This is a genomic window from Ekhidna sp. (genome assembly GCF_040223195.1).
Lineage (GTDB): Bacteria > Bacteroidota > Bacteroidia > Cytophagales > Cyclobacteriaceae > Ekhidna.
The window spans coordinates 1-26,665 of sequence record NZ_JAVKDX010000003.1 but is presented as its reverse complement, the minus strand read 5'-3'; the positions used below and the strand labels follow the sequence as shown (position 1 = coordinate 26,665).

Below are 26,665 nucleotides of genomic sequence, written 5' to 3'. Positions count from 1 at the left end.
TTCACATGCAAGATTATATCTTAACGCTGATTCCTCTGCTCGCTCCGGTATTGTTGCTTTGCTACTCGCTGTTTGCGATCAGTGGCAAACGCAAAGTAGCACGGGCTGAAGCTTTTGGATTGGCCGGAATACTAATCTCGGGGGTCAGCGCCTGGGTGGTGCTGGAATTTGGTACACTACAATCCCCGCTGTTGGGATGGGCCGGACTGGGCTTGTCAATTAGGCTTGATGCTCTTAGCATCACCATGCTCTCCATGATTTCTCTGCTCGGGTTTGCCATCCTTAAATTCAGCGCGAATTACCTGGATGGAGATGCCCGAAAAGGAGTCTTCTTTAGCAGGCTGGCTTGCACCATTGCGTCCGTAGAGTTGCTGGTCCTTTCAGGAAACCTGCTGCAGATTCTGATTTTCTGGATCATCACCAGCGTTTGCCTGCACTACTTGCTTGTGTTCTACCGAAGCAGGCCGCAGGCCATAGCTGCAGCCCGCAAAAAGTTCATGGTGGCGCGTATCGGAGATCTCAGTCTGATCGGCGCAATCACCCTCATCTACCAGTCGATAGGGACGGGAGACATAGACCAGCTGTTCATCGCAGTGCAAAATGCTGGAGCTTTGGATAGCTACATGTTGTGGGCTTCCATCCTGCTGGTGATCGCTGCAGTACTTAAGTCGGCACAGTTTCCTACCCATGGCTGGCTGATTGAGGTGGTGGAAACACCCACCCCGGTATCGGCCCTGCTCCATGCCGGCCTATTGAATGCCGGCCCTTTCCTCATGGTCAGGTTTAGCCACCTGATGGCCGAGTCTGTCTCCGGATCGCTGATGCTCATCGTCATCGGTGGATTTACAGCCCTCTTTGCTTCGGTGGTCTACCTCACACAGCCTTCTGTGAAAGTGGCCTTGGGATATTCAAGCGTGGCTCACATGGGATTCTCGCTGCTCATTTGCGGTTTTGGCGTGTACTCTGCCGCAATCCTGCACGTGGTGGCGCACTCCTTCTACAAGGCACACTCCTTTCTGTCCTCTGGCAGTGCGGTGGATGTGGTTCGTGCCCGAAAAATTAAATTGACGATGAAAACTCCGAGTTTCATCCGCATCCTTGTTAGTGTATCGACAGTCCTCGCGATTTACATCCTTTTCTGCTACCTATGGGGCATAGAACCCAGCAAGGATTTTAGCCTTATGATGACTGGAGCGGTGATTGTAATGGGACTTAGTCAGATGATGGTGACAGCATGGAGCACTCAGGGCAGCAGATGGAGCTTCCTGCTCTCCGGCACAATGGCTTTCGTGGTTGCACTCTCTTTTTTCATGCTGGAATCCGGTGCGCGCGCCCTATTGACCTCCCAACTTCCTCAGGATCAGGTGCCGGATGTGGCCATAAAATTGGCATCTGTGATCGTAATAGTAAGCTATATGATTATAGTGTTGATACAGGTGACAGCTCAGGGCAAGAAACAATCTACCCTCGGATACAAATTGGGAGTTCACCTACGAAACGGACTATACGTCAATGTAATTTTTGACCGGATGATTGGCTCCCTGAAGAATGAAAAATTCAAATGGGCCAACCTGACCGTACAAGAAGAGCTAGACGGAAAGCGGGACATGGAACAGACGCTGATACGAAAACCGGAAGTAGCCCTTAACAATTAATTGAAAATGATTTTATCTCAGAAATATACAGATCAATCCAAGGTAGAAGAGGTGCTGAAAAGTGCTTCGGCCAAAATTGCCCCGCTGTGGTCATTGGAAAATTTCGTGGCTGTGAACCCCTTCCTGGGGATGTCGGACATGAAGTTTGAAGATGCGATGAACTTCCTGCACAAGACGGGAGAGGTGCAGGCTGCACTTCCGGTGGAATTTTATCTAAAGGCACTGGAAACAGGACAGCTTACCGAAGCGGACGTTGAGCAGGCACTTGATGGAAATGAGCTGGGGGTCACTGAAGGGGCAGAAGCATTCATTCGAAACCTGTTTACTAACCAGAAATCACCCACAGACCTGCGCATCAGAACGCTGGTGGATGTAGCCAGCGGGATCAATGGTAAGGAGTGGCGCAGATTCATGATCGACCGAATTTCGCTCTGGGCATCTGCCTACTTTGACCATCAGCAGGCAAGCTGGAAAACCACTCAGGAAGCTACCTCCATCTTTTCAGCATGGAAGCAGGAGGCAGAGATCGATTACAGCACGGAGGCGATGGGACTGAAAGGATTTAAAAAACTTGTGAAATCCCTACCGAACGATCACCTTGCCGCCACTTCGCTGGCCTTGGATGCCTTGCAAATCCCAGAAGAAATGCTGGATCATTACCTCAATGCCCTACTCATGAAAATGAACGGATGGGCCGGCTTTGCTGCACGGATAGATTGGGATGCCCGACTGGAAGGCAGGGATAGCCAGGCGGTTCAGGAATTTTTGGCCATCCTGCTGACCTGGGAAATGTGCCTTGGTAAACTGCTGAGCTATCCAAACTTTGCTTCTTCATGGAATCAGGCAAAACAGGAATCAGTAGCAAGCGTCAGTTCGTTTCAGATGAGCGAGCAGCTTGCAAGACAACTGATCCTGCAAAATGCCTTCGATATCGCACTTCAAAGAAACCTGATTCAACGAATCAACAGCCAGTCGTTAGAGGTGCAGGCCAGAGAGAAGGCGAAAGCACAGGCGGTATTTTGCATCGATGTGCGCTCAGAAGTATTCCGAAGAAACCTAGAAGCAACTGATGCAGGTATTGAGACATTTGGCTTTGCCGGTTTCTTTGGGTTTCCGGTCAAATATGTGCCACTGGGACATGACGAAGGAGCGAATCAATGCCCCGTCCTACTTACGACCTCCCACACGGTAGGTGAGCAGCTGGCTGATAAAAAACTAGAGAACAAGGCCCTGGCCCGTCGAACGTTCCGCGAGCACCTGTTCAAATTTTGGAAATCGTTCAGGTCGGGAGCCATTAGCTGTTTCGGGTTTGTGAGCCCGTTGGGGATCTACTTCCTGCCAAAACTCTTTACAGACCTCTTTGGATTTACCAGGCCTGTGGCACATCCTAATCGCTTTGGATTGAACGCGCAGGAATCGTCTGAAAAAGGGGTATCACTTGATCCCCACCATGGAATTGGAGGAATCCCGAAGGAGGATCGTGTGAAAATGGCTCACTCAGCTCTGACCGCCATGGGGCTAACGTCAGGTTTTGCGCCGATTGTGATGATCACCGGGCACGGAGCATCTACAGTCAACAACCCACATGCTACGGGGCTGGACTGTGGAGCGTGTGGAGGACACTCCGGAGAGGCCAATGCCAAAGTAGCGGCCGCCGTGCTGAATGATGCCGAGGTTCGAAGGGAATTAAGCACACTCGGCATCAATATCCCGGAAAACACCGCGTTTGTGGCGGCTCTGCATGACACCACCACGGATGAGGTCAGACTTTTTAACACTCCAAAAGAGTTGGAAAACACTTCGGAGTTTTCTGAGCTGAAGGAAGCCCTCCAGACGGCCGGAGCGCTTTCCCGAAAAGAGCGTGCAGGCCGAATGGGCATTGACGGAACGGAGCTGGACAAGCTTATGATAGGACGCAGCAAAGACATGTCGCAGGTGAGACCTGAATGGGGACTGGCAGGTTGCTCATCGTTCATCGTAGCTCCACGCGAGCGTACCTCCAGGTTGAATTTTGGAGGGAAGGCCTTCATGCACAGCTACAACTGGAAGAAGGATCAGGAGTTTAAGGTGCTAGAGGTCATCATGACTGCTCCGATGGTGGTCACCTCCTGGATCAATCTGCAGTATTACGCTTCCACGGTGGACAACAAAAAGCTTGGTGCTGGGAATAAGACCCTGCACAACATTGTCGGAGGTCTGGGTGTGCTGGAAGGCTATGCCGGAGACTTACGGGTAGGCCTGCCTTGGCAGTCGGTGCATGACGGTGAGCGATACCAACACGAACCCAACCGATTGAATGTGATCATCGAAGCGCCGGTAGACGAAATGAGTAAAATCCTGAAAAAGCATGATTCCATTCGCCAGCTATGTGATAATCAGTGGATTTACCTCTTCGCGATCAACGAGCAAGGCAAGGTAGCCTACAAGTACATCGGTGATCTGGAGTGGGAAGTGATAGGGTAGTTCAAATCCTCGGTTAGGGTAGCCCCGGACAGGATAGGGTCGGGGCTTTTTATTACTTATGCACTAATCACAGACTATCAATCATGTAACAATTGTTACACATCTCCGATTTCTGAACAAACCTCAGTGCATCACCTGATCTAGGTCATGAAAATCCAGTGACTTCTCACCTTACTTTAATCTTGAATCAAAGGTGAAAGTCATGAAAAATTTACTCATACTCGGCGCAGGATCAGCAGGTACCATGATGGTAAACCACCTGCACGATAAGCTACCAAAAGATTGGCAGATCACGATCGTAGATCAGTTTGAAAGACACTACTATCAACCAGGCTTCCTCTTTCTTCCTTTTGGAATTTACGATGAAGAAGACTGCTATAAAGACAAGAAGAGCTTCATCCCTGCACAGGTCAATTACATTCAAAAAAAGATTGACGTCATAGAACCGGAGAAGCATCAGGTGAAGCTTGAAGGGGAGGAGGTTGTCAGCTACGACTTATTAATAATTGCCACCGGATCCCGTATTGCTCCGGAAGAAGTGGAGGGGATGGATGGGCCGGAGTGGCAAAAATCAGTTTTTGATTTCTACACCTTTGAAGGTGCCAGCAATCTGAGAAAGAAGCTGGAGGCATTCGAAGGGGGTAAACTCGTGGTGCACATCACCGAGATGCCCATCAAATGCCCGGTAGCTCCGCTGGAGTTTGCCTTCCTGGCCGACTGGTATTTCAAAGAGAAGAGAATGAGAGACAAGGTGGACATCACCTACGTTACCCCGCTGGATGGCGCTTTCACCAAGCCAACCGCAGCGGCTACTTTGGGCCACCTCCTGGGAGAAAAGGGGATCAATATCGTTCCAGATTTTGCCATCGCATCTGTCGATAATGAAGACAAGAAAATTGTGAGCTGGGACGAGATCGAAGTGCCGTTTGACCTGCTGGTTACCGTGCCCACCAACATGGGGGATAATGTGATGCTGAGAAGTGGGTTGGGAGATGACCTGAACTTCGTGCCTACCAACAAGCACACGCTACAGTCTAACGCTTACGAAGACATTTTCGTGTTAGGTGATGCCACCAACATCCCTACATCTAAGGCCGGGTCAGTGGCGCACTTTGAAGCGGAGATATTGACTGATAATATCCTGCACCATATAAACGGGGAGCCTTTGGAAGAAGCGTTTGATGGACATGCCAACTGCTTCGTAGAGACCGGATTCAATAAAGCCATGCTCATCGATTTCAACTATGATCAGGAGCCGGTTCCGGGGGTCTTCCCATTCAAAGGCATAGGCCCGATGAAGCTACTAAGAGAAAACAAGATGAACCATTGGGGCAAACTCGCCTTCCGGTGGATTTACTGGAATATGCTGATGAAAGGCAAGAAAATTCCTTTCATATCTCCTCAGATGTCACTTGTAGGCAAAGAGATAAACAAAAAGGAAAAACAAGAAGCAACTGAAGTACTCAATTAAAAATAAAACGTCATGGAAACATTAATAGCAAATAGACCTGTGGAAGTAAATGAACAAGGATACTTACTCCACATGGATCAATGGGACAAAGAAATTGCTCGATACATCGCCGCTGAGGAAGATATCGAATTAACAGACCGTCACTTTGAGATTCTTCAATACCTGCGAGATGAGCAAGAAAAAGGCACGGCGCTTTCTATCCGAAGGGTAGGGAAGTCCGGAGTGGTGGACATCAAGGAATTCTACAAATTATTCCCAAATGGTCCACTTAAAAAGGCATCTCGAATCGCTGGAATACCCAAGCCAGCAAGTTGCATCTGATCACATTTAAAGATTACGAAAATGGAAACAAAAGAAGCACCCGCAAAAGCGAAAGTAAAGGACAAAAGAGCCCTGAAAAAGCTCATGATTATCAACTCCAAGGCCACCATCGATTCCGTATATGCGGCACTTATTCTTGCCAATGGAGCAAGGATGGAGGGTATAGAGTCAGAGATTTTCTGCACCTTCTTTGGATTGGAAATGCTACAGCCCAAGAAAATGGATAAGCTTCATGTAGCTACAGTAGGAAATCCTGGACTACACATACCGACAATGATAGGAGGATTGCCTGGCATGGAAATACTAGCCAGCACCATGATGAAGAAGGAAATGGATAAGCTGGACATTCCACCCGTCAGTGAATTTTTGGAAATCTACAAGGCGTCCGGAGGTAAACTATTTGCCTGCAAGCTCGCCATGGACATGTTCCATCTGGAAGAAGAAGACCTTTGGGAAGAAGTGGATGGTGTCCTGACAGTAGGAGACTTCTATGAGCGCGGACAGGAAGAAGGAACTCAGATTTTGTTCATCTAGGGTTAATTACTTACCTAACTGAGATGGCCGGCCTGTAGTGGGTCGGCTTTTCTTAATTCCTCACAAAAACCTTATCGCTGGTGGGGTGATGCATGGTGTACATGTAGTAGTTGATTCCGTCCTTGAGCCCAACGTCAGGTACCAAAATGCTTTTGGCTTTTGCAGCCTTCATCACCTGTATGTAGATATCTGATGCGGGTATAATCACATCTGCCCGGTCCGGGTTGAGCTGAAGCTTGTTCAGTCGATCATCGAGTGTCAGATTTTTGAGTACATCCTGCGTGCGCATCAGCCTGTCCAGACTCATCTTTTTCGTCTTCGTTTCAGGGTTAGACAGTTCATAGAGCTTGTTGATGTTTCCGCCTGTTCCTATAGCTGTAATTTTTTCACCCTTTTTAAAGGCAAACTTTGATACCCAGTCACGCATCTCCCGCCAGTTATCCGGAGTGTCCCGGCCCTCAAGTATTCTCACAGACCCCAGCTTGAAAGAATGAGAATAGACCTTTTCATGCTTCTCGTAAATGTTTAGCTCGGTACTGCCGCCACCCACATCTATATGTATATAGTGACCGTCATCCAGTCCTTGCAGGATCACCCGGTTGATCATCTCAGCTTCTTCTTCACCCGAGATGATCTGAATGGGAAGGTCCAGTTCTTTGCGTACCCTTTCCACGATCTCCGAACCATTTTCAGACTCTCGCATAGCGGAGGTGGCACATCCATAGAAGGCACTGATTTCATAGAGATCAATCAGGTTTTTGAAGGCCGTCATCAATTTAAAAAACCGTTCCTCATTGTGTTCGCTGATTCTGCCGATGGTAAAGACGTCATGGCCCAGTCGAAGAGGAAAACGCACGTATTCCAGTTTCTTAAATGTGATGATTTTTTCGTATTCCAGAACCTTGGTGATTTGCAGTCTCACTGCGTTAGAGCCTATGTCAATCGCCGCTAATTTCATTGTCCGATAAAGGTAACATCCTAATCATTGTTGGGAATCAAAAACTGATATATTTGCAATACTTATCAAGAAAGACCGAGGGATTGGGCCCTGTGACGTCTTAGCAACCTGTCCGCCAGCGAGTGGATTTCGGTGCTACTTCCCAGCCCGCAGTGACGGGAGAGATGAGCGAAATCCGATCGGAACTTTCTCTGGTAAGTAAGCATGAAGCCAGAGAATGAAGAAACTAACAGAACTTTTACATAAAAAAATCCTGGTGCTCGATGGGGCCATGGGTACCATGATTCAGCGATATCGGCTGGAGGAAAATGATTTTAGAAATCAGGATTTACAGGATCATCCAAAATCTCTGAAAGGAAATAATGATCTGCTTTCCATTACCCGACCGGATATCATCAAGGAGATTCACACTCAGTACTTTGAGGCAGGCGCAGATATAGCCGAAACAAACACTTTTTCGAGTACAACGATTGCGCAAGCTGATTACGGGCTGGAAGATTGGGTTTATGAGTTGAATTATCAATCTGCAAAACTCGCCAGGGAAGTGGCAGATGAATTTACCAATGAGGAACCGAATAAACTCCGATTTGTGGCCGGGTCTATAGGACCAACAAATAGAACGGCTTCATTATCTCCGGATGTGAATGATCCTGGATTTCGGGCGGTTACGTTCGAAGAACTCAGAGTAGCCTATAGACAGCAGGTAGAAGCGTTACTGGATGGCGGGGTAGATATGTTGTTGGTGGAAACTATTTTCGACACACTCAATGCCAAGGCAGCACTTTATGCAATAGATGAAGTGAAAGTCGAGCGAGGAATTGATGTGCCGGTGATGGTTTCAGGAACAATCACAGACGCATCTGGTCGCACACTCTCAGGTCAGACCACAGAGGCTTTCCTGATCTCCATCTCTCACATGGATTTATTGAGCGTTGGATTGAATTGCGCACTGGGTGCGGCTCAGCTTCGGCCATACCTCAAAATACTTTCCGAGAAATCTGATTTCTTCGTAAGTGCTCACCCCAATGCAGGACTACCAAATGAGTTTGGTCAATATGACGAAACACCTGAGAAAATGGCCGCTCAAATCGAGGAGTTTTTAAAGGAGGGTTTGGTGAATATTATAGGTGGATGCTGTGGAACCACACCGGAGCATATTGCGGCTATTGCTGATTTAGCTTCTAAATATGATCCAAGAAAGAAGGAGGAGTTAGTATGAAGCCATTGATACTTTCCGGACTTGAGCCACTAGTGATAAACGAACACACCAACTTCGTGAACATTGGTGAGCGAACGAATGTCACAGGCTCAAAACGATTTGCCAGACTCATAGCTGAGGATAAATACGATGAAGCCTTGGAGGTAGCGCTGGATCAGGTGAGAGGAGGAGCGCAGATTCTGGATGTGAACATGGACGAGGGAATGCTGGATGGCAAAAAAGCCATGGTTAGGTTTCTAAATCTTATAGCCTCCGAACCGGAAATCGCACGAATCCCGATCATGATTGATTCTTCCAAGTGGGAGATTATTGAAGCAGGAATGCAATGTGTTCAGGGTAAGGGAGTAGTGAATTCCATCAGTTTGAAAGAAGGTGAGAGGGAATTCATCGATCACGCAAAGAAAGTAAAGCGCTATGGAGCCGCTGTAATAGTGATGGCCTTCGATGAAAGAGGTCAGGCAGATAGCTATGAACGAAGAATTGAGATCTGCGAAAGGAGCTATCGGATACTGGTAGATGTGGTAAAATTTCCACCCCAGGATATCATTTTTGATCCGAACATCTTTCCTGTTGGTACAGGTATGGAAGAGCATGCTAACAATGCTCTTGACTTTTTCAAGGCGACTAGCTGGATAAAAGAGAATCTCCCTGGAGCAAAAGTGAGTGGGGGTGTGAGCAATGTGTCTTTCTCCTTCCGTGGTAACAATGTGGTTCGTGAGGCGATGCATTCGGCATTCCTTTATCATGGCATAAAAGCCGGTATGGACATGGGTATTGTCAATGCCGGGATGATTGAGGTTTATGATGAAATTCCTAAAGATCTGCTGGAGCATGTAGAAGATGTTTTGCTCAACCGAAGAGCAGATGCTACCGAGAGATTACTTGCATTTGCGGAGAATGTAAAGGGAGAGGGCAAAAAGAAATTTGAAGACTTAAGTTGGAGAAAGGCATCAGTCGAAGAAAGACTTTCTCACGCACTGATAAAGGGAATTGTTGATTTCATTGAAGAGGATACTGAGGAGGCTCGTGTAAAATACCAAAGCCCCCTGAAAGTAATCGAAGGTCCTCTAATGGACGGGATGAATGTAGTTGGTGACCTGTTTGGAAGTGGAAAAATGTTTCTGCCGCAGGTGGTGAAAAGCGCTCGAGTGATGAAGAAATCGGTAGCCTATCTAACACCATACTTGGAAAAGGAAAAAGCTTCCGGCAACACCAAAGGGAAGATTTTGCTTGCCACGGTGAAGGGAGATGTACACGATATTGGAAAGAACATTGTAGGTGTGGTGATGTCCTGCAACAACTTTGATATCGAGGACATGGGCGTGATGGTGCCGGCTGACAAAATCCTGGATCGGGCACAAGAGATTGGTGCAGATATCATTGGCTTAAGTGGCTTGATCACCCCATCACTGGATGAGATGGTGAATGTAGCTCAAGAGATGAATCGCAGAAAAATGAAAACTCCACTTTTGATTGGCGGAGCAACTACATCCCGCATTCATACAGCAGTGAAGATCGCTCCGAAATACGATCAGACAGTGGTTCATGTGTTGGACGCCTCGAAAAGCGTTGGTGTTTCCATGAATTTGTTAAGTGATAGGTCAGCAGACTTCAGCAAACTGATCAAATCTGAGTATCAGGAACTGGCGGCTGATCACGCCTCCAGAACAGAAATAAAAAGTTATATATCGTACCATCAGGCTGAATCAAATGCTGCTCCCTTCGAGTGGAGCTTATCACCAACAGTGGAGCCCAAGAAAAAGGGAGTTACCGTTTTTAGCGACTATGATTTATCAGAAATCCGAAATTACATTGACTGGACTCCATTCTTTTCTACCTGGATGCTGAAAGGAAAATATCCGGCCATTCTTGAGAATCCGACAGTTGGAAAAGAGGCAAAGAAGCTTTTTGATGACGCTCAAATTATGTTGGATGAGATCATTGAAATTAAGGCTCTTCGAGCAAAAGGAGTGGTGGGTCTTTTTCAAGTTTCAAGGCAAGGTGATGATGTCCAGATTGTAGGGGAAGATTATAAATTTCACTTCTTAAGACAGCAGGGGAAGAAAGCACCAGGCGTTCCTAATCTTTCATTGGTTGACTTCTTAAATCCGAATGAAACGGACTACATGGGAGGGTTTGCAGTAACAGCCGGGATAGGCATAGAATCACTAATCGAAAGACACAAAGCAGAACATGATGACTATAAGGAAATTATGGTCAAGGCACTGGCTGACCGATTGGCGGAGGCATTTGCCGAGCTGATGCATGAGAAAGTGAGGAAGGAACTTTGGGGCTATGCCGCCAATGAGAAATGTTCAATCGAGGATTTGATTAAGGAAAAATATCAGGGCATACGTCCGGCCCCCGGCTACCCTGCCTGCCCCGACCATACGGAAAAACGCGCATTATTTGATCTGCTTGAAGTGGAGAAAAATACAGAAATCAGGCTGACAGAATCCTTTGCCATGTATCCTGCCTCTTCAGTAAGTGGATTGTATTTCTCTCATCCTGAAGCAAGATATTTTGGACTGGGAAAAATCAGCAAAGACCAGGTAGAGGATTATGCCAAAAGAAAAAGGATGAGCGTGGAAGAGGTTGAAAAATGGCTCTCACCAAATTTAAGTTATGAAAGTTGAGAATGTATTAATGATGGCAAAAATTGAATCATTCGAGGAGCTTGATTGCTGGAAGTCCTCAAAGGAACTAACAATTCTCATTTACGATATTTGTGAAAGCGAGAAATTCAAAACGGAGTTTTTTGCTAAGGACCAACTCAAGCGAGCTGCCCTTTCATCCATGAATAATATAGCTGAGGGTTTCGGCAGATTTTCGAATAAAGAATTTATCCGTTTCCTAAATTTTTCCACAGCTTCCCTGGATGAGGTTCACAGTATGATTCTTCTCTATTCTGAGCTTGGTTATATCTCGGATATGGACAAAATCCGGGCAATAGAAATATTGAAAAAATCAAAGCATCAAACACTTGCTTTTATAAAGTATCTCCGCACCAAACTTTAGCACATTCTAAACCTAAATACTTTCCAAACCTCAAAATATGAAAGTTGTAGATCACATAAAAAACGCAAAGAAAACCCTCTTCTCTCTTGAGATCATTCCACCGAAGAAAGGGGACAGCATCAAAAATCTCTTTGATCAGATCGATCCACTGATGGAATTCAAGCCTCCGTTTATAGATGTGACCTATCACCGCGAGGAGTACGTGTATAAGGAGCGTGAAAATGGATTGCTGGAGAAGCGGAGCATTAAAAAGCGGCCGGGCACTGTAGGTATTTGTGCGGCCATTCAAAACCATTACCACATCGATGCGATTCCTCACATCATCTGTGGTGGATTCTCCAAGGAAGAAACGGAGAATGCATTGATCGATCTCAATTTTCTCGGGATCGATAATGTGCTGGCGTTAAGAGGGGACAATATCAAATCGGAACGAGAGTTTAAACCTGAGCCGGATGGTAATGCTTATGCGTCGGATTTGGTGAAACAAATCTCAGCGATGAATAGAGGAGAGTATTTGGATGATGAACTTCTCAATGCGATCCCATCTGATTTTTGTATTGGGGTAGCCGGGTATCCGGAGAAGCACTTTGAGGCTCCCAATATGAATTTTGATTTGAAATGGCTGAAAAAGAAAGTAGAGCTGGGGGCAGAATACATCGTTACTCAGATGTTTTTTGACAATCAGGCCTATTTCAAATTTGTGGATGAATGCCGGGCAATCGGAATCACCGTGCCAATCATTCCCGGGATCAAGCCGGTAGCGGTGCAAAAGCACCTTACCATCCTTCCAAATATCTTCAAGATCGACCTTCCGGCAGAGCTGGAGCAGGAGATATCCAAGTGCAAAGACAATGCAGCAGTGAAGGAGTTGGGTATTGAGTGGGGAATTCAACAGTGTAGGGAGCTGATTGAAAAGGGAGCTCCGGTTATTCACTTCTACAGCATGGGAAAATCAGACGCCATCCACCGGATAGCGCATGAGTTTTTTTAGTTTTGGCGTCCATGAAGATAATCGAGTGCCCCAGGGATGCGATGCAGGGATTGCATGATTTTATTCCAACCGAAACCAAGATCAATTATATCAATCAACTCCTTAAGGTTGGTTTTGACACGATTGATTTTGGAAGCTTTGTTTCCCCAAAGGCGATTCCGCAAATGCGTGACACAGCGGATGTATTGACAGGGCTTGATCTCAGCAATACTTCTTCAAAACTCCTGGCGATTGTGGCCAATGTGCGGGGAGCAAAGGATGCGTGTCAGTTTGATGAAATCAACTACCTGGGCTACCCGCTTTCCCTTTCTGAGACTTTTCAGCAGCGCAATACCAACCGATCGATCAATGATGCTTTTAACGACCTTTCGGAAATGCAGGAACTCGCAGATGATCACGAGAAAATACTGGTAGTCTACTTATCGATGGGGTTTGGAAATCCCTACGGGGATCCCTATGAGATGGATTATGTGGGGGAGTTTGTGGATCGATTGGATAGGATGGAGGTGCAGATCATTTCGCTGGCAGACACCATTGGAGTATCAGAGCCCAGCAATATCACCACCCTTTTTGAGACACTGATCCCGAAGTTTCCACATATAGAATTTGGTGCCCACCTTCACTCCACACCAGATACCATTGTGGAAAAAGTTCAGGCTGCATATGAGGCAGGCTGCCGCAGGATGGACGGGGCAATCAAAGGATATGGCGGTTGCCCCATGGCCAAAGATGACCTGACGGGTAACATGGCTACTGAGGCGATGCTCTCCTGGCTAAATGAGCGCGAGATAGAGACCGGGCTAGATCAGAAAAAATTTGAAGAGGCCCTTGAGATGGCCCCTTCTGTTTTTGGTTGATCATTATTCGTCTTTCAAAACATCCACCGGATTAATGGTGGCAGCCTTGTAAGACCGATAGCCCATCGTGCTGAGTGCAATAAGCAGGATTGACGCAAGTGCGGCAACCAGAATTTCCCATCCAAACGTGATTCGGTATTCAAACCCATTCAGCCACTGGTTCATTAGCCAGTAGCCGACAGATGAGGCAATCAGAAATGCAACGATCAAAATAACGACTACTTCTTTTAGGAAAATACGGATGATTTGGATGACCTCTGCACCAACCACTTTCCTGATCCCTATCTCTTTCTTTTTGGCATTGGCCATATAATCCGTAAGCCCATAAAGACCCAAAACAGAAATGATAAGTGCGATGATCACAAAGAATGTGGTTGATTTGCCAATTACATCCTGAAACTTGTATCGGTTTTTGATTTCCTCATCCAGAAAATCATACTGGATCAACAGGTTTGGATACACCTGGTCCCAAATAGATTCGATTTTCTTGAGCGTGGCTTGCATATCTTTCTTTCCAGTGTTGGATATACTTAGGGCCAATTCATAAAAACCACTTTTGCTGTAAAATAGAATTACAGGAGTTTGTTCGTTATCCAGCGACCTGGTCATGAAATCTTCCACCACACCCACGATTTTAAATTTGCCTCCCCAGCCGGCTTCAATCGTTTTTCCCAGTGCTTCGTGAGGATCACCTAGTTTAAGTTTCTCAAGCGTGATTTTTGTCACAAGCACATTTTCATAAGTATCCTGAGTGGTTACATTCCTTCCACTGATCAGCTTGATATCAAACAGGTCCAGGTATTTCTCGTCTATGCTTTTGGTATTGATCGTTACCATTTCCTCCTTGCTCACTTCAGGGTTGTAATATTTGTCTGTATTGTTTGTTCGGGCTACCGGGCTTCCAAGGTTTAAAGATGAGGCGGATATTTCAGGCTCAGCTTCCATGAGCATTTGAAGTCGGTGCTGCTTTTCAAAATCCGGCTCTGGAAATGTCATGCTGATGATGTCATCACTTTTAAAGCCCATATCATAATCTTTCATGTACTTCATCTGTAAGAATATGACCATCGCACTTATGATCAATAGAATAGAAAAGCCAAATTGAACACCCACCAGCAGTTTTCTCAAAGGCACTTTGCTCTGTCGGTCTATATTTGAAACTTTGGTTTTGATGGCATTGATGGGGGAAAATCTGGAGAGCACCATGGCAGGATATAGGCCGGAAAATATCGTCATCCCGATGATTACCACCGCAGAAAAAATCACCCAATCACTTACCGCTACATCTGTAAGGCTGATCGAAAACCCAATGTGTTCGAATAGACTGAGGATCTGATCTGCAAGCCCGAATCCGATGAAAAGTGAGAAGGTTACAATTACCAGACTCTCCATCATAAACTGTAGCACAAGTTCTAAGCGTTGGCTTCCCATCACCTTTCTAATACCCACTTCTTTGGCACGCTTGATCGCACGGGCGGTGGACAGGTTGATGAAGTTGATGGCACCAATGATGGCAAGAAAAACTGCCAGAGTATAGGAAAGTATTCGGTAATTGTCCTCAAAGACAATCCCACTGTAGTTGCCAGCAGGTTCTTTATGAATCTGTGCGAGAGGCTGTAGCCTGAGTGTATATCCGTCCACCACATTATGTTTTTCAAACGCGGCATTTACATTCTGCTGCACCAAAATCGGGTCCACATTATCCTGAATTTTCAGAAGGCATTGAGTGCCACCATTTAATCTTCCCCAGACTTCCGGCCCAAAATAGGGATTGAGACCTTCCTGCTTTTCATAGCTGGCAATCATTTCAAATGGAAAGTCAGTCTTTTTTGGAAAGTCCTTGTAAACACCTGCAACCTGAAGAGAGTGCTTATTTCCTATGATGATGGTGCGTCCTATCACTGATTCATAATCCGACTTCACATCAAAAAATTTACTAGCTACAGATTCAGAAATAAAAGCATTGTCTGGCCCGAAAGACTCTGGCCCACCGACCGTCCATTCAAAAGTGAGGATATCAAGTGCATCTTCCTGAATGAAGCCCATCCGCTCCTGACGAATCTTCTTGATGTTGTCATTCGGTAATGGAATATTGACCTGATCATTCAGCATGTAAAGGTTGGAAATGGCTACCACATTGCTAAGTTCCTCCCGGATCCCATTCGCCAAGGGATGGGGTACCGTCGCTGTAGTCCCTTGGTCGTCCCCAATGTGGTAATCCCCAACAATTCTGAAAATCTGATCCCCATCTTTTTGATGAGTGTCATAGTTGGACTGGAAATTTACGATTGCGTAAATTGAGATTACGCATGAAATGCCCAGCGACAAGCCAAGGAGTCCAAGCCCAAAATAGGTTTTGTTTCGGCTAAAAGTTCGAAAGGAGGTAATGATGAAATTCTTAAGCATAGTTAGTTGCTGTTAGCTGCACTTTTTAGTGTTAATACTATGCCAAAACAAAAAAGTGACAGATTATCAAGCGGTTAGGGCGAATTGGTCATTGCGCAAATGTTCAATTTCGAACAAAAAAACGAACACTATGCCAAGCCAAACTTCTTCCCTGGCAGGCTCTTCACCAGATTCTTGAATTCCAGACTGAGTAGGTGAGAAGCCACCTGATTGATGGGGATCTGTGACTTGATGGCAATCAGATCGATTTCTAAAGGAGACCTGCTCTCGTTTAATAACTCGTAAATCACCTGCTCCTCCTTCGTCAAATCTGGCAGTACTTTTGGCTTATCAGATTTTTCCTCCACATCCCAGTTTAGATGATAGATTAGGTCTTCTATCCCTGTGTAGATCAGAGCTCGTTGCGTTGCTATTAGTTTATTTGTGCCTTCCGAATAGGTGTGACCCACATCGCCGGGCACCGCAAATACCAGTCTATCGTAGGAGTCAGCGATATTGGCTGTAATAAGTGCTCCACCTTTTGCGGCCGCTTCCACAATGATGGTCGCATCTGTCATTCCAGCAATGATTCGATTTCTAGCTGGAAAGAGGTGAGGATCTGGTTTGGTGCCCGGGATACTCTCTGAAATGATGGCTCCTCGATCCTGTATTTCTTCAGCATATTTCTTGTGAACGGAGGGATAAATTCGATCCAACCCTCCAGCCAAAATGGAGAGGGTAGGAAGATTATTTTTCAAGCATGCTTTGTGAGCCTGAATGTCAATACCATAGGCCAACCCACTCACCACGGTCACATTCAATGCTGCCAGACCCTCAACGATTTTGTCTGTGATGCTCCTGCCATAATCTGTGGCTTTCCTTGTGCCTACAATAGCGATGCATCTTTTAGGGTTCAAATCCCCGTTTCCCTTTCTGTAGATGATGTTGGGTGAATCCGGGGCTTGCTTGAGTCTGGCAGGAAATTCGCCATTTGTATAATGCAAAACTGAGGCACCTATCTTTTCAGCGGACTTTAATATATCTTCAGCTTCTTTGAAGGGTGACGAATGGAGGATTGCTTCCGCCATTTTTTCACCTACTCCGGGTATTTTAAGCAGCTTGTTTTTGGATGACCTAAATACTTCGGATGCTGAGCCACAGTAGCTCATCAATTGCTTCACGCCTCTATTGCCCACGCCTGGAATCAGCTCCAGCGAAATCTGGAAAACCAACTCTTCGGACATTGCTAGGAAAGCTCTTGCTTAACTTCCAGGAGAAATTTTCTGATCTTCTTGAGGGATTCGATCATTTCCATTTTATCAGATGCAGCTTCGCCACCATTGGAGATGAAATCCCTGGCACCCTGAAGTGTATAGCCCTTTTCTTTCACCAGATGGTAAATGAGCTTTACGTTTTGAAGATCGTCTTTGGTGAATTGCCGGTTACCTTTTCGGTTTTTCTTCGGCTTGATATTGTCAAACTCTCCCTCCCAAAACCGGATAAGGGAAGTGGCTACACCAAGCTCGTCAGCTACTTCGCCGATGGTGTAGTACTTCTTTTCAATTTCCTTTTCCTTGTAAGGCACGGTAGGTGAGTAGGCTTTTAGTTTTGAAGATAGACTATCCTTCCACTGTCATCAATTATCACCGGATTTTCAGGGAAGTCTTCCAAAGATAATCTTTGAATTGTTTTTATAGAAGAAAGATCGAGATCATTTCTTGGACCAAGTGAATAACTCTGCCGAAAAGCATGAATTTTTCCGGAAATAAACCTTCCTTCCGCATTAGTTTTCACTTCAAGTATAGGAGCCTCGCCTGCCAGCCCCCTCAGATTGAACCTCCCGTAGGTCAGAAAATTTCCCAGGCTGTAGGCAATGATTCGTTCTTTGTAAACTTCCACAGCCCGAATGATATGAGGCCCATGCCCCAGCACTACATCAGCACCGTGATCGATCATCATGTGAGATAGCTCATAGACATTTCCCCGGTCTTCTCCATAGTAATACTCCCTTTCTCGGGTTACATGCTGATGTTTCGAGCCTTCCGCACCGGCATGGAAGGATGCAACTACAATATCTGTTAGCGAATCCAGATGTTGAATAATGGATTTTATATTTTCATACTGGTGGATGCTGACTGTGCCTCTGTTTGGTGCGAAGGCACAGAAACCTATTTTTAAGTGACCAATCTTTGCAATCTTGAAGGGCTGATCAATAGATCCTGCATGAGCAATCCCCAGAGAATCTAGCACTCGTTGGGTGTTTGTCCTGCCTTTCAAGCCAAAATCATTTGCGTGGTTGTTTGCCACACTCATCAGGTCAAAACCATTTTCAACGAAATTTTCGGCCAGGTATTCCGGTGATCTGAACAGGTAGCAAAGCTTTGGGTTGTTGCATTCTTTTTGTTCTCCGCCATCATTTAAAATTGTTCCTTCAAGGTTACCAAAGGTGATGTCTGCACGCCTCAGAATCGGGCCAACATCCTCCCAGAGGTAAGAGCCGTTTCCTTTTGGAAGGTAGGATTTGTCAGGAAAATTTGTCCCCACCATAATATCACCAACTGCCGCAATTGTCACAGTGTCGGGAAGCAACCTACTCATGGGAATTTCGATTTCCTGATCCAACGACACGAGCGTATCACCTTGCTGTGTGATCAGGTAAATGGAATCCGGCTCAACCTCCATCGCAATGGTATCAACAGGGATCGTAACAGGATTGCTGGGAAGGGGTCGGGTCGTTTTGCACGCCCAGGCCGCAATGAGAAGAAGGAGTAGGTGATGAAATTTCATTTGGATACAAATAAAAAAGCGGTCAGCCACATTGACTAACCGCTTTCAAATTTTCTTTTTTATTATCTAATACGATCCCATTGCCTGGTTTTCCCTGGATGCCAGATCAAGGATTTTGGCAAACTCATCATCAGACAATCCTTGATTGAAATAATAAACAGGATTACGTTTCTTATTCTTTTCAATCACCTCATAGTGCAGGTGAGGAGCAGTGGATTTGCCACTATTTCCTGAATAGGCGATGATTTGACCCCTTTTTACTTTTTGTCCTGGCTTCACCAGAAATTCACTCAGGTGGGCATATTTGGTCACATAGCCATACCCATGATTGACCTCTATCTGATTGCCATATCCGCTAAAACTTTTGCGGGTCATCTTCACAACCCCATCTCCTGTAGCATATACAGGGGTGCCTATTGGAATGGAAAAGTCTACCCCTTCATGCATCCGTCGGGTCTTTAGGATTGGATCGATTCGGAATCCGTATCCGGAAGCTAATCGCTTAAGCTCTTTATTGGAAACTGGCTGTATTGCAGGTAAGCTAGCCAGCATATCTTCTTTATCCCTGGCCATGTCCATGATGTCATCGTAGGATTTGGTTTGGATGTACATCTGTTTTTTCAGCTTGTCTATGCGCTGCATATTTTTCAGGATCAGTTCTTCCCGCTTCAATCCTTTTTCCAGCATCTCTCTGTACCTGTTGGCTCCCCCGACACCCGCACTTCGTATTTCATCAGGAATCGGCTCCACACCAAACACCACCCGGTAAATATCATCATCCCGTTCTTCCAATACGGAAAGCATCTTGTTGGCCTCAGCAATATCTTTTTCCAGTAGTTCGTAGTAAAGTTTGAGCTCTTCATTTTCTTTTCTTAGTGAGGCCTTTGCCGGTGATTCAAAATAGTGATCAGTCACAAAGAAGATTCCCAGTCCGATGAGTGAGGAAACTACGAGAAATCCCATAAGGTTGAGCACAATGTCCCAGGATGAGACCTTTATGCGCTCGTACCGGCAGGATTCAGTGTCATAGTAGTACTTAATTTTAGCCATGGGTTGATAGGGTAATTGTCGTAATTTTGTAAAAAAATTCTTGTCGGTGGTTCACAAAAATACGGCAGCAATTTACGGATTATTCGGATTTTTTCATAATTACAAGATTTTACAGTAACATTCTAATTTTTTAGTCCCTCAATGGATTCCAAATCGATCAGGAAAACGTTCCTTGAATTTTTCGAGAGTAAATCTCACAAAATCGTCCCTTCTGCACCTATTGTAGTGCAAAATGACCCAACCCTCATGTTTACCAATGCGGGGATGAATCAGTTTAAAGACTTCTTTTTGGGTAATAAAGTTGCCGAAAACAAACGAGTGGCCGATACGCAGAAATGCCTCAGAGTGTCGGGAAAGCACAATGATCTGGAGGAGGTAGGAATCGATACCTATCACCATACCATGTTTGAGATGCTGGGCAACTGGTCATTTGGGGACTACTTCAAAGAAGAGGCTATTGCATGGGCATGGGAGCTACTCACTGATAAATTCAATTTACCCAAGGATCGTTTTTATGCCACAATCTTCGAAGGAGATAGTAATGAAAACCTGGATATGGATACCGAGGCAAGGGACTTCTGGCTGAAATACCTTCCGGAGGATCGGGTGCTGAATGGAAGCAAAAAGGACAACTTCTGGGAGATGGGCGATACGGGCCCCTGTGGTCCATGCTCGGAGCTTCATATTGATTTACGGCCCCAAAGTGAAGTGGATAAAAAGCCCGGACGGGAGCTTGTGAACATGGATCATCCCCAGGTGGTGGAGGTTTGGAATCTGGTATTCATTCAATACAATAGATTGGCAAATGGAACGCTGGAAAATCTTCCTGAAAAACATGTGGATACAGGGATGGGATTCGAACGACTGGCTATGGCCATCCAGGGTAAGCAATCCAACTACGATACAGATGTATTCCAACCATTGATCCAGAAAGTAGCTGAAAAAGCTGGCGTCACTTATGGCAAGGACGAGAAAATAGACATAGCTATTCGGGTGATTTCAGATCATATACGTGCCATTGCATTTACAATTGCCGATGGCCAGCTTCCAAGTAATAATAAGGCAGGCTATGTGATCAGAAGGATTTTAAGAAGGGCAGTGCGCTACGGATATACGTTCCTCGACTTCAAAGAGCCTTTCCTGTATGAACTACTGGATATCCTGGTTAATCAGTTTGATGGAGTATTCCCTGAACTTACCGGCCAAAAGGACTTTATTGCCAAGGTGATCCGGGAAGAAGAGCTTTCTTTTCTAAGGACCCTCGATAATGGCTTGAAAAAGCTGGATATAATGACGTCCGCTAAAACAGGCAAAATCGAAGGAGCCACAGCCTTCGAACTATACGATACCTATGGATTCCCATTGGATCTTACCGCATTGATTGCCAGGGAGAATGGGATGGAAGTAGACGAGGCGGGCTTCCAAAAGGAGATGGAAGTACAGAAAAACCGATCCAAAAGTGTTGGCAAGCAGACCACCGGTGACTGGACAGTGATCAATGAAGGTGACGAGACGGTATTTGTGGGTTACTCAGAAACAGAATCCATGACACAAGCCCTGAGGTACCGTGAGGTGAAGCAAAAGGATAAAACACAATACCAGATCGTGCTGGAGAAAACCCCTTTCTACGCCGAGAGTGGCGGTCAGGTAGGAGATACTGGCTATTTAGATTTTGGAGGAGATAAGATAGAGGTGGTGGACACCAAGAAAGAAAACGACCTGATCGTGCATTTTGTGAAAAAGCTGCCTTCAAAGCCGGAAGGAGTGGTGCATGCAGTGGTGAATGAGAGCAAACGAAGACTAACCGAAAACAATCACTCTGCCACTCACTTGCTCCATGCCGCATTGAGAAAGGTGCTGGGAGATCATGTGCAGCAGAAGGGATCGCTGGTGAATGACAAAATCCTGCGATTTGATTTTTCTCATTTTGCTAAAATGACTGAGGAGGAAATTGAAGAAGTGGAGCGCATCGTTAATCAAAAGATCAGGGAAAATATTTCGCTGGATGAGAAGAGAAATGTACCCATCGGTGAAGCGAAAGAGATGGGAGCCATGGCACTCTTCGGTGAAAAATATGGCGATTTTGTTCGCGTCATCACTTTTGACAGAAATTATTCGGTAGAGCTATGTGGAGGAACCCACGTGCCGAGAACCGGCAACATAGGCATGTTCAAGATTGTGAGTGAAGGATCCAGTGCCGCCGGCGTTCGGAGGATTGAGGCGGTGACTTCCGTGGAGGCGGAGAAATTCTACAAGCAGAAGCTGGAGCTGATTGCTGAGCTGGAGGAGATGCTGAAACATCCGAAAGATTTGAAAAAGACGGTGGAGAACCTGGTAAAGGAGAATCTGACAAATCAGAAGAAGATTGATGAACTCAACAGTAAGCAGGCAGGTCAGATTAAAAATCAACTGAAGGATAGTGCCCGGAAAGTAGGAGATAAAAATGTGATCACCTACAAAGGCGTATTTCCTTCGGCGGACAATATGAAGCAGGTGGCTTTTGACCTGAAAAGAGAGGTGGACAACCTGGTGCTTTTGATTGCGGCTGAGATTGAGAGTAAACCGATGCTTACCGTAATGCTGTCGGATGAATTGGTGAAGCAAGGCATGAATGCGAATGAAATTATCCGAAAAATGGCTGCCGCTATAAAAGGCGGAGGTGGAGGGCAGCCTTTCTATGCCACAGCCGGAGGGAAGGAACTTTCAGGTCTGGATGAAGCTTTGAAGATTGGAACAGAGCTGGTGGAAGCCTCTTAGTCCGCTTGGATTGGGAGCTTTAAATCATAATTTTGAAAAAAGGAAATGAATAGTGATCATGCATAAATTTTGGATACTGGTTTTGATTGTCGGATTGCTGGGTTGTGGCCAGCAGGGTGGAGATGGAGTGAAACTCAAAGGCAACCTGGAGCAATTCCAGGCCGGAGGAGTAGCAGTGGTGGAAATTGTAGGAGAGAATGGATTGGCACCTTTCGATACGCTGGAGGTGGACACCAATGGCGATTTCGAAACATACCTGACTATCGAAGAGCCGGCTTTCTATAGGCTCAATTTCAATGGCAGGCAAATCATTACCCTGATCCTGACAGGAGAAGAGAAAGAGGTGGTAGTAAATGCACATGGCAATGACCCTCGGGGCTTTTCTGAAGTCTCAGGATCTTACGATACGGAGTACAAAAACCAGATCGATGCGATCATGGCGGACTATCGAAATCAGGTTCAGGGTCTCCAGCAAGCACAGTATCAAGCCAGATCTAACGGGGATGTTCAGGCATTTCAGACAGCACAGGTTCAAATGATGGAGCTGGCCAGGGGTGCTGAAGCGAAGCTAAAATCATTGATTCGTGAAGCAAGCCCATCGCTCGCTGCTTTCTATGGCATCCAGATGATAGATGCCACTCAAAACTTTGCCTTTATCGATTCCATTGCCACGGAAATGCAGGCAGAAATGCCGGAAAACTTTCATGTGGAAAGCCTTATTTCACAAGTATCTGCAAAGAAGAGCCTGGCTATAGGCAAAATGGCCCCTGAGATTTCGCAGCAAAATCCGGATGGGGAAATTATTACGCTTAGTTCTCTCCGGGGTAAATATGTATTAATAGACTTCTGGGCGGCATGGTGTGGTCCTTGCAGGAGGGAAAATCCCAATGTGGTGCAGGCTTACAATAAATACGCCGGAGAGAATTTTGAAATCCTGGGAGTGTCCCTGGATCGGACAAGGGAAAAGTGGCTGGCAGCTATTGAGCAGGATGGGCTTCCATGGCTGCATGTTTCGGATTTGCAATATTTCCGAAACCAGGCTGCACTCGATTATCAGGTGAATGCCATCCCGGCTACTTTCCTCATAGACCCGGAAGGGAAAATCATAGCTAAGAATTTGCGAGGAGCAAGCCTGGAGGCCAAGCTTAAGGAGATTTTTGGGTAAGTTTTTTCAGGTTTTAAATTTCCCCCCTTGAGGGGGACAAAGGGGGTGATTGAGATCATTTCCCTGGAGAGGAACATAGTTTTTCTTACGATCATCTCCCCCTGGAGGGGGACCAAGGGGGTGAGGTAACGCCTGGCTATGATGAGTGGGGATTAGAAAGCACTAACCTCTCGTCTCGAACATAGCCACGCCTAGATCTAAATTTAAAACTTGTGGCGGACTTTCCAATCCCCACAAAAATATCCTGACTGATAAAACCCCATTCATTCATAGCTTATGTTAGCTGGCGTCAATATATTTCTTTGACCTTTATTCCGCTTTTGTTGATTAACCATGTTCCAAGTTGTCTAAGAATTAGGTCATCTTCATAATATAAGTTAGGGCTCCAGCGGCTTAAGACTTTGTATGCAAGTGGAACATGCGCTTCTATGGTCCATCTAGAACCATCATTTCCAAGTGTCCATTTGTAAGATTTCATTATCCAGAAATTCGCATTAATCAACATCATTTTAAATTCCTCAAATTCATGCTGCTTTATTTTTTTTGATGATTTCTTCAACTGACCAGAGTTTTTATCAATTTCAGTGATTTGTATTTCTGCATTCTCCTCTTTTGATACCAAGGTTAAAATGTAGTCATTATGGAATGAGCGAGTCCAAGTAAATCTGTAATTCTCATATCCGAGATAGAAGTTGCTGAGAATTGGCTCTTTAGCCTTATAGAGCAGTTCAGATAAGTAATCTACCGTTGTAGAATCAATACCCCGTTGATAATACGTGTGGAGTTTGTCCTTAGGTATTTTATTTGGGTCTGGCTCTTCGTGAAAAGGAGGGTCAGCGACTAAATACCCCATTGGTTCAAAATCTTCAAAATCCTTGTAATCGAAATAAGGGATGAACTCTTTTGGAAACCCTTGTTCATCCAATAACCATTTGTAGTTTTTATATTCAGAGCCAACATCTAAGTTATCCTTGCTTGGAAATACAAGTTCACGTTCTGGCAATTGAGCAGTAGCTTGACAAATGAAGAAAGAAAAAATGATGGTTAAGTATTTCATATTAATGCGTACAATATGCCAGCTAACGCCAAGCTAGCAGGAGTGCGCCCCGAGCTTAGCAAGTTCCGATAAAACTAATGAATCTGCCGGTGCTTCCAAAGTATCCAAGAGGCAGTGCGTTTAGAAGATAAAAAACTCCTGCGAACTGAACTAGGTAGAAAGCAGATCAGTTTCATCAGCGGCTGATTCACGGTCGAGTTCCACTGAAACTGGCTAAATGCTCAGTTCGCACATGCGTCCATACACAATGTTACACACCGGTTATTCTTCTCTCCATTTTCGCAGTTGTTCAATTTCATGCTCCAAAACAGCCAAGGCCCTGGACTTATATTCTGACATGAGTTTGAAATGTTCAACTAAAGCCAAAGTTGGATCGTTAGATTGCCGTTCAGGAGGCGGAGGAACAGTTGCTTGTTCGTTCATGAGGAATGGAAACTCAAAACTTCTTGATAAGCCACAACTGTTTATATCAATGATTCCCTTTGCGTTCGGGTTAGAATACACTAGCCAAAAGTGTTCACCCGTATCTGGAAATGCAGAGCAGATTGTTTGATATTCTCCAGCAACAATTGAGTCTGGAACATCTCCCTTAAACAGTTCAATTATTCGAAATTCATAAGACCCATCATCATTTGATTTGGCTAGCTCGCCAATAAAAATGAGTTCAGAAGTCAAGTAACTCTCACGTTGAAATGCTTCCAAATCCTTAATTCTGGCACAATCGCATGCGTTCGAGTTGATCCAGAAAAAAGTTAGAATAACAGGAATTATTTGCTTCATGTGAGACTGGTGTGTAACGTCTCGCTAAGCAGCGGTTTGTCCGCTCTTAGCTTGAAAGCACTAAAAGTAACTAAGGTGCACCACCCCTCAAAAGCTTCCTCGAAGAAAATGCGTTGTGAAAGATAAATGCCAGAAGCAAGACAGTTGCTAAGGCTTCTCAACTTTCAGAAGGTGCTCTGAAGTGGGACAGTTGCAGATCAGGATGTGAATAGCACGCTGACAAATGCCGCTTAGCAACTGTTATGTGTTGTTTAGGCTATCCACTCAATTTTAAATAGAACTACGTCGACTTGTCTAAGAGATTCTTTAAGAGTGGAGTAAGCATCCTTAAATTTTTTGTAGTTGTATTTTCCATTTGTTCCCTTAATGGAGTTTTCGAATTTCTCAAATAGTTCTAGTACTCGTTCTTTTGTGATTTTGTTGTTATAGACGCAAAATTGAAATATCCCGTATTCACCATATGGTTTGGAGAAAGTTAGATGAGGTTCGGAGTTGAGGAGGTAGATTTCATTTTTGTTTAGCTCTCCAATTTCCATCGTATGGCCAACCCACGCGTAGTAGTATTCAAAATTATCCTTATTCCTTTCCTTTGTCCATTCTTGGCATGGATTGATGGACAGTAGTTCAATGTTAGAAATACTATCAATTGGTAATCTGTAAATATCTTCCGGTAGAACAGTGGTTAGCTTGTACCCATCAAAATGTGGATATTCTATTGAATAGATTGTGTCATAAATTGTTAGAAAACTATCAGTTATTAAATTCTCTCTTGCGAAGCTCTCAAAGCTGTAATCATTGTTGTTTAGCTTAATTCGATCATAATTAGGATCGCCTGCAAGTAAATAGCCTTCGAAAGTGCTGTCACTGACTTGGATTTGAACGTGATATTTTTGACAAGTCCAGCCACCCGCTAGAGATAGAGTTATGCTAATAAGCACAAAAGCTATTGATAGATAAAATTTCAATTTAGCAGAATAATAACACATAACTATAATGTAACGCGAACAGTGCGCATTATTTTCCTTATATATTTTTAGGCGCTTTTGATTCTAACTAGTTGATGCTCAGCTTTGAAAACGACATTTAGTCGTTTGTAAGCATTTATTGTCGGATATAATGCGCACGCTTTACCCTTTCAAATATACCGTTTTCTCTCAACTACATCCCATTCATTACCTCACCAAAAACCCACCGTTA

Annotated in this window: 21 protein-coding genes and 1 riboswitch; of the genes, 12 read left to right on the top strand and 9 right to left on the bottom strand. The window is 45.1% G+C overall.

What is annotated here, in order from left to right; translation table 11 throughout:
• The first annotated feature begins 5 nt into the window (after window positions 1–5).
• The 5 genes from RLN88_RS00125 to RLN88_RS00105 all read left to right on the top strand — a co-directional run bounded on the left by RLN88_RS00125 (window position 6) and on the right by RLN88_RS00105 (window position 6,444).
• Complete coding sequence (locus tag RLN88_RS00125) at window positions 6–1,655, top strand: proton-conducting transporter transmembrane domain-containing protein (protein WP_350219341.1); 1,650 nt, start codon at window positions 6–8, stop codon at window positions 1,653–1,655.
• Window positions 1,656–1,661: 6 nt separating this feature from the next.
• Window positions 1,662–4,118: a YbcC family protein gene (locus tag RLN88_RS00120; protein ID WP_350219340.1), complete on the top strand. Its 2,457-nt coding sequence runs from the start codon at window positions 1,662–1,664 to the stop codon at window positions 4,116–4,118.
• 202 nt (window positions 4,119–4,320) lie between these two features.
• The gene (sqr, locus tag RLN88_RS00115) at window positions 4,321–5,589 is read left to right on the top strand and encodes a type III sulfide quinone reductase, selenoprotein subtype (RefSeq protein WP_350219339.1); all 1,269 of its coding nucleotides are present in this window, start codon (window positions 4,321–4,323) and stop codon (window positions 5,587–5,589) included.
• 12 nt (window positions 5,590–5,601) lie between these two features.
• Window positions 5,602–5,910 carry a TusE/DsrC/DsvC family sulfur relay protein gene (locus RLN88_RS00110; protein WP_350219338.1) on the top strand — a complete coding sequence of 103 codons (309 nt, stop codon included), beginning with the start codon at window positions 5,602–5,604 and terminating at the stop codon, window positions 5,908–5,910.
• Window positions 5,911–5,931: 21 nt separating this feature from the next.
• Window positions 5,932–6,444 (top strand): DsrE/DsrF/DrsH-like family protein, encoded by a 513-nt coding sequence (locus RLN88_RS00105; RefSeq protein ID WP_350219337.1) that lies wholly within the window; start codon window positions 5,932–5,934, stop codon window positions 6,442–6,444.
• Window positions 6,445–6,496: 52 nt separating this feature from the next.
• Here RLN88_RS00105 and RLN88_RS00100 read toward each other — a convergent pair whose 3' ends face one another.
• The gene (locus RLN88_RS00100; RefSeq protein ID WP_350219336.1) at window positions 6,497–7,402 is read right to left on the bottom strand and encodes a Ppx/GppA phosphatase family protein; all 906 of its coding nucleotides are present in this window, start codon (window positions 7,400–7,402) and stop codon (window positions 6,497–6,499) included.
• Window positions 7,403–7,461: 59 nt separating this feature from the next.
• Window positions 7,462–7,573, top strand: a riboswitch (SAM riboswitch).
• A 46-nt stretch (window positions 7,574–7,619) separates the two neighbouring features.
• On the opposite strand from RLN88_RS00100, the gene RLN88_RS00095 reads away from it, so the two are divergent.
• The 5 genes from RLN88_RS00095 to RLN88_RS00075 are packed head-to-tail and all read left to right on the top strand — an operon-like array spanning window position 7,620 to window position 13,487.
• Window positions 7,620–8,621, top strand: a complete 1,002-nt coding sequence (locus RLN88_RS00095; protein WP_350219335.1) for a homocysteine S-methyltransferase family protein — start codon at window positions 7,620–7,622, stop codon at window positions 8,619–8,621.
• Window positions 8,618–11,257 (top strand): methionine synthase, encoded by a 2,640-nt coding sequence (gene metH, locus RLN88_RS00090; protein WP_350219334.1) that lies wholly within the window; start codon window positions 8,618–8,620, stop codon window positions 11,255–11,257. The genes RLN88_RS00095 and metH overlap by 4 nt, the downstream gene beginning before the upstream one ends.
• Window positions 11,247–11,639: a four helix bundle protein gene (locus tag RLN88_RS00085; protein ID WP_350219333.1), complete on the top strand. Its 393-nt coding sequence runs from the start codon at window positions 11,247–11,249 to the stop codon at window positions 11,637–11,639. The genes metH and RLN88_RS00085 overlap by 11 nt, the downstream gene beginning before the upstream one ends.
• A gap of 37 nt (window positions 11,640–11,676) precedes the next feature.
• The gene (gene metF / locus RLN88_RS00080; RefSeq protein WP_350219332.1) at window positions 11,677–12,630 is read left to right on the top strand and encodes a methylenetetrahydrofolate reductase [NAD(P)H]; all 954 of its coding nucleotides are present in this window, start codon (window positions 11,677–11,679) and stop codon (window positions 12,628–12,630) included.
• Between the two features lie 11 nt (window positions 12,631–12,641).
• The gene (locus RLN88_RS00075; protein WP_350219331.1) at window positions 12,642–13,487 is read left to right on the top strand and encodes a hydroxymethylglutaryl-CoA lyase; all 846 of its coding nucleotides are present in this window, start codon (window positions 12,642–12,644) and stop codon (window positions 13,485–13,487) included.
• 3 nt (window positions 13,488–13,490) lie between these two features.
• Here RLN88_RS00075 and RLN88_RS00070 read toward each other — a convergent pair whose 3' ends face one another.
• The 5 genes from RLN88_RS00070 to RLN88_RS00050 all read right to left on the bottom strand — a co-directional run bounded on the left by RLN88_RS00070 (window position 13,491) and on the right by RLN88_RS00050 (window position 19,709).
• Window positions 13,491–15,893: an ABC transporter permease gene (locus tag RLN88_RS00070; RefSeq protein WP_350219330.1), complete on the bottom strand. Its 2,403-nt coding sequence runs from the start codon at window positions 15,891–15,893 to the stop codon at window positions 13,491–13,493.
• Between the two features lie 128 nt (window positions 15,894–16,021).
• Window positions 16,022–17,116: a DNA-processing protein DprA gene (dprA, locus tag RLN88_RS00065; RefSeq protein ID WP_350219329.1), complete on the bottom strand. Its 1,095-nt coding sequence runs from the start codon at window positions 17,114–17,116 to the stop codon at window positions 16,022–16,024.
• Between the two features lie 2 nt (window positions 17,117–17,118).
• Window positions 17,119–17,457, bottom strand: a complete 339-nt coding sequence (locus RLN88_RS00060; RefSeq protein ID WP_350219328.1) for a MerR family transcriptional regulator — start codon at window positions 17,455–17,457, stop codon at window positions 17,119–17,121.
• A 17-nt stretch (window positions 17,458–17,474) separates the two neighbouring features.
• Window positions 17,475–18,659, bottom strand: coding sequence for a CapA family protein (locus RLN88_RS00055; RefSeq protein WP_350219327.1), 1,185 nt, complete (start codon window positions 18,657–18,659; stop codon window positions 17,475–17,477).
• 66 nt (window positions 18,660–18,725) lie between these two features.
• The gene (locus RLN88_RS00050; protein ID WP_350219326.1) at window positions 18,726–19,709 is read right to left on the bottom strand and encodes a M23 family metallopeptidase; all 984 of its coding nucleotides are present in this window, start codon (window positions 19,707–19,709) and stop codon (window positions 18,726–18,728) included.
• A 141-nt stretch (window positions 19,710–19,850) separates the two neighbouring features.
• Here RLN88_RS00050 and alaS point away from each other — a divergent pair, with 141 nt between their 5' ends.
• Together alaS and RLN88_RS00040 are read left to right on the top strand one after the other, a co-directional pair.
• Window positions 19,851–22,466, top strand: coding sequence for an alanine--tRNA ligase (gene alaS / locus RLN88_RS00045; RefSeq protein WP_350219325.1), 2,616 nt, complete (start codon window positions 19,851–19,853; stop codon window positions 22,464–22,466).
• Window positions 22,467–22,524: 58 nt separating this feature from the next.
• Window positions 22,525–23,631, top strand: a complete 1,107-nt coding sequence (locus RLN88_RS00040) for a redoxin domain-containing protein (protein WP_350219324.1) — start codon at window positions 22,525–22,527, stop codon at window positions 23,629–23,631.
• A 289-nt stretch (window positions 23,632–23,920) separates the two neighbouring features.
• Here RLN88_RS00040 and RLN88_RS00035 read toward each other — a convergent pair whose 3' ends face one another.
• The 3 genes from RLN88_RS00035 to RLN88_RS00025 all read right to left on the bottom strand — a co-directional run bounded on the left by RLN88_RS00035 (window position 23,921) and on the right by RLN88_RS00025 (window position 26,433).
• Window positions 23,921–24,688, bottom strand: a complete 768-nt coding sequence (locus tag RLN88_RS00035; RefSeq protein WP_350219323.1) for a hypothetical protein — start codon at window positions 24,686–24,688, stop codon at window positions 23,921–23,923.
• 261 nt (window positions 24,689–24,949) lie between these two features.
• On the bottom strand, window positions 24,950–25,468 hold the full coding sequence (locus RLN88_RS00030; protein ID WP_350219322.1) for a hypothetical protein: 519 nt from the start codon (window positions 25,466–25,468) through the stop codon (window positions 24,950–24,952).
• A 251-nt stretch (window positions 25,469–25,719) separates the two neighbouring features.
• Window positions 25,720–26,433 (bottom strand): hypothetical protein, encoded by a 714-nt coding sequence (locus RLN88_RS00025; protein WP_350219321.1) that lies wholly within the window; start codon window positions 26,431–26,433, stop codon window positions 25,720–25,722.
• Window positions 26,434–26,665: the final 232 nt, after the last annotated feature.